Source organism: Streptomyces sp. NPDC005899, from assembly GCF_040629645.1.
Classification (GTDB): domain Bacteria; phylum Actinomycetota; class Actinomycetes; order Streptomycetales; family Streptomycetaceae; genus Streptomyces.
In genome coordinates, this window is sequence record NZ_JBEXWB010000434.1 from 1 (window position 1) to 4,533 (window position 4,533).

The 4,533-nt window shown below is 69.8% G+C and carries 3 protein-coding genes; 2 read left to right on the plus strand and 1 reads right to left on the minus strand.

Annotated features, from left to right (window positions below; translation table 11 throughout):
- Window positions 1–8 precede the first annotated feature (8 nt).
- The gene (uvrA, locus tag ABZ371_RS29295) at window positions 9–3,026 is read right to left on the minus strand and encodes an excinuclease ABC subunit UvrA (RefSeq protein ID WP_358685181.1); all 3,018 of its coding nucleotides are present in this window, start codon (window positions 3,024–3,026) and stop codon (window positions 9–11) included.
- A 174-nt stretch (window positions 3,027–3,200) separates the two neighbouring features.
- Between uvrA and ABZ371_RS29300 the strand changes: the two genes are divergently transcribed.
- Window positions 3,201–3,890, plus strand: coding sequence for a maleylpyruvate isomerase family mycothiol-dependent enzyme (locus ABZ371_RS29300; protein WP_358685184.1), 690 nt, complete (start codon window positions 3,201–3,203; stop codon window positions 3,888–3,890).
- Window positions 3,891–3,900: 10 nt separating this feature from the next.
- Window positions 3,901–4,533: MBL fold metallo-hydrolase (locus tag ABZ371_RS29305; protein WP_358685186.1), on the plus strand; the 633-nt coding region annotated here is incomplete at its 3' end.

Genomic DNA, 4,533 nt, shown 5'->3' on the forward strand with positions numbered 1-4,533 from the left:
GACGGGCGTCAGGCCTTGCGCGCCCGGGTGGCCTTCTTGGCGGCGGGCCGCTCCGGCGCCGTCCTGGCGGCCTTCGCGGTGGCCGCCCTGCGGGCCGGAGTCTCCTTGGCGGCGACCGCCTTCTTCGCGGTCGCCCTGCGGGCCGGCTTACGGGCCGCGGGCACCGCGGCCTCGTTGATCCGGTCCGCGCCCAGAACGTCCTGGAGGAACTTCCCGGTGTGGCTCGCGGGCACGGAGGCGACGTACTCCGGGGAGCCCTCGGCGATGACCAGGCCGCCGCCGCTGCCTCCCTCGGGGCCCATGTCGATGACCCAGTCGGCCGTCTTGATCACGTCGAGGTTGTGCTCGATGACGATGACCGTGTTGCCCTTGTCGACAAGGCCCGACAGCACCGTGATGAGCTTGCTGATGTCCTCGAAGTGCAGACCGGTCGTCGGCTCGTCCAGGACGTAGACCGTGCGGCCCGTGGAGCGCTTCTGCAGTTCGCTGGCCAGCTTCACCCGCTGTGCCTCGCCGCCGGACAGCGTCGGCGCGGACTGGCCGAGCCTGACGTAGCCGAGGCCCACCTCGTTGAGCGTGCGCAGGTGCCTGGCGATCGTGGGGACGGCCTCGAAGAACTCGAGCCCCTCCTCGATCGGCATGTCCAGCACCTCGGCGATGGACTTGCCCTTGTAGTGGACCTCCAGCGTCTCCCGGTTGTACCGCGCGCCGTGACAGACCTCGCACGGGACGTACACGTCGGGCAGGAAGTTCATCTCGATCTTGATCGTGCCGTCACCGGAGCAGTTCTCGCAGCGGCCGCCCTTGACGTTGAAGGAGAAGCGGCCCGGCAGGTAGCCGCGCACCTTCGCCTCCATCGTCTCGGCGAACAGCCGGCGCACGTGGTCGAAGACCCCGGTGTACGTGGCCGGGTTCGAGCGGGGCGTCCGGCCGATCGGGGACTGGTCGACGTGCACCACCTTGTCGACGAGGTCGTCCCCGTCGACCCGGGTGTGCCGCCCGGGCACCGACTTCGCGCCGTTCAGTTCGCGGGCGAGGTGGGTGTAGAGGATGTCGTTGACCAGGGTCGACTTACCCGAGCCGGAGACGCCGGTGACCGCCGTGAGCACACCGAGGGGGAAGGCGACGTCGATGTCCTGGAGGTTGTTCTCCCGGGCGCCGTGGACCGTCAGCAGCCGCTTCGGGTCGACGGGCCGCCGGACGTCGGGCACGGCGATGGCCTTCTTCCCGGCCAGGTACTGCCCGGTGATGGACTCCTTGTTGGTCAGCAGTTCCTCGAGCGATCCCGAGTGGACGACCTTGCCGCCGTGCTCACCGGCGCCGGGGCCGATGTCGACGACCCAGTCGGCGACCTTGATCGTGTCCTCGTCGTGTTCGACGACGATGAGCGTGTTGCCCATGTCGCGGAGCCTGACGAGTGTCTCGATCAGACGGTGGTTGTCCCGCTGGTGCAGCCCGATGGAGGGCTCGTCCAGCACGTACAGCACGCCGACCAGCCCGGAGCCGATCTGTGTGGCGAGCCGGATGCGCTGGGCCTCGCCGCCGGAGAGGGTGCCGGCGGCGCGGTTGAGCGAGAGGTAGTCGAGGCCGACGTCGACGAGGAACCTGAGCCGTTCGTTGACCTCCTTGAGCACCCGCTCGGCGATCTTCTTGTCGCGGGCGTTCAGCCTGAGCCGGCCGAGGAACTCGGCGCAGTCGCTGATCGACATCGCGGCGACCTCGGCGATGGACTTCTCCATCACCGTGACCGCGAGCACGATCGGCTTGAGGCGGGTGCCCTCACAGGTGGGGCAGGGCACCTCGCGCATGTAGCCCTCGAAGCGCTCCCGGCTGGAGTCGCTCTCCGCCTCGGAGTGGCGCCGCTTGACGAACTGGACGGCGCCCTCGAAGGACGGGGTGGTGTAAGCGCGCTCGCGGCCGTACCTGTTGCGGTAGCGCACCTCGGTCTGGATCTTGTGGCCGTGGAGCAGGGCCTTCTTCGCGCGCTGCGGCAGCCCGGCCCAGGGGATGTCCGTGCGGAAACCGAGGGCGTCGGCGAGCGCGCCGATCTGGCGCCCGAAGTACTCCTTGGTGTGGCCGTGCGACCAGGGGTGGATCGCGCCCTCGTCGAGGGACTTCTCCTCGTCCGGGACGATCAGGTCCGGGTCGACCTCCATCCGCGTGCCGATGCCCGTGCAGTCGGGGCAGGCGCCGAAGGGGGAGTTGAAGGAGAAGGAGCGGGGCTCCAGCTCCTCGAAGGAGAGGTCGTCGTACGGGCAGTACAGGTGCTCGGAGAACATGCGCTCGCGCTCGGGGTCGTCCTCGGCGAGGTCGACGAAGTCGAGCACGACCATCCCGCCGGAGAGGCCGAGCGCGGTCTCGACCGAGTCGGTCAGCCGGCGCTTGGCGCTGTCCTTCACGGTGAGGCGGTCGATGACCACCTCGATGGTGTGCTTCTCCTGCTTCTTCAGCTTGGGCGGCTCCGACAGCTGGATCGTCGCACCGTCGACCCGCGCCCTGCTGTAACCCTTGGTCTGAAGATCGGCGAAGAGGTCGACGAACTCGCCCTTGCGCTCACGCACCAGCGGCGAGAGCACCTGGAAGCGGCTGCCTTCGGGCAGGCCGAGCACCCTGTCGACGATGGCCTGCGGCGACTGGCGGGAGATGGGCCGGCCGCACTCGGGACAGTGCGGCTTGCCGATCCTGGCGAACAGCAGCCGGAGGTAGTCGTAGACCTCGGTGATGGTGCCGACCGTCGAGCGCGGGTTGCGCGAGGTCGACTTCTGGTCGATGGAGACGGCGGGCGAGAGGCCTTCGATGAAGTCCACGTCCGGCTTGTCCATCTGGCCGAGGAACTGGCGGGCGTACGAGGAGAGCGACTCCACGTAACGCCGCTGGCCCTCGGCGAAGATCGTGTCGAACGCGAGAGAGGACTTGCCCGACCCGGACAGCCCGGTGAAGACGATGAGGGAGTCGCGGGGAAGGTCGAGCGAGACGTTCTTCAGGTTGTGCTCGCGCGCGCCACGGACGATGAGACGGTCGGCCACGCCGGTCCGCACCTTTCTGGAGAGGACGGGGGAACTGAGCCCCCGTACCAGGATATGGGGGGTGCCACAGCGATGTACGAAGCTTTCGACTCCGAGCGTATAGCACGCGCATTCGATTTACGGTCGGCTGCCGCCTCCTTCACCCGAACGGGTGTCGGCGGCTACGCTCCCGCCATGATCGATCACACGCGTGACCTGGAAGCCCTACGGGAAGCCACCGGTCGGCTGCTCGCTGCCACGGGCGGACTGAGCGACAGCTCACTGGCCGAGCCGTCGCGCCTGCCGGGCTGGAGCCGCGGCCATGTTCTCGCCCACCTGTCACGTAACGCCGACGCGCTCACAAATGTTCTCCGCGGACGCCCGATGTACGCGAGCAGCGAAACCCGGGACGCCGACATCGAGCGTGACGCACCGCGGCCCCTCGCCACACACCTCGCCGACCTGCGGGAAAGCGGCGAGCGCTTCCTCGCCCAGGCGTCGGTGTCCGCCGACCCGTCCCGGACCGTCACCCTGCGCAACGGGGTCACCGACTCGGCGGCGCGGGTGCCGTTCCGCCGCTGGATCGAGGTCGAGCTGCACCACGTCGACCTGGGCGCGGGATACGAGCTGGAGGACCTCCCGGACGCGTTCGTGACCCGGGAGATCGAATTCCTGACGGAACGGTTCGCGGGACACCCCGGCGTCGTCCCCGTCACGGCGGTGGCCGGGGACGGCCGCCGGTGGACCACGGGCGGTGGCGCGGACGGTGCGCCGGTCACGGTCCGGGGCCCGGCCGCGGACCTCCTCGGCTGGCTCTGCGGACGCCGGGACGGCTCCGCCCTCGCCGTCGAAGGCGGCACCCTTCCGGCCCTGCCCCCGCTATAGGCTGAGGCGCATGACGTACAGCGGAGCGGTCAAGGTCGGTGGGCCCGCGCACACACACGAGCTGACGGATCTGATGATCTCGAAGGTGGCTGTGGGCTCGATGGACAACAACGCCTACCTGCTGCGGTGCCGGGCCACCGGCGAGCAGCTCCTGATCGACGCCGCCGCCGAGGCGGGCACGCTCCTGCGGCTGATCGGCGAGGACGGCATCACGTCCGTGGTCACGACGCACCGGCACGGCGACCACTGGCAGGCGCTGGACGAGGTGGTGGCGGCCACGGGGGCGCGCACCTGCGCCGGCGCGTACGACGCCGAGGGCATCCCCGTCCCCACGGACGTGCTCCTGGAGGACGGTGACACGGTCCGGGTGGGCCGGGTGACGCTGACCGCCCGCCATCTGGCCGGCCACACGCCGGGGTCGATCGCGCTGGTCTACGACGACCCGCACGGAGCACCGCACGTCTTCACCGGCGACTGCCTCTTCCCCGGTGGTGTCGGTAACACGCGCAAGGACCCGGAGGCGTTCGCCCGGCTGCTCCACGACGTGGAGACCAAGCTCTTCGACGCCCTGCCGGACGAGACGTGGGTCTACCCCGGCCACGGGCACGACACGACACTCGGCGCCGAGCGTCCGCACCTGCCC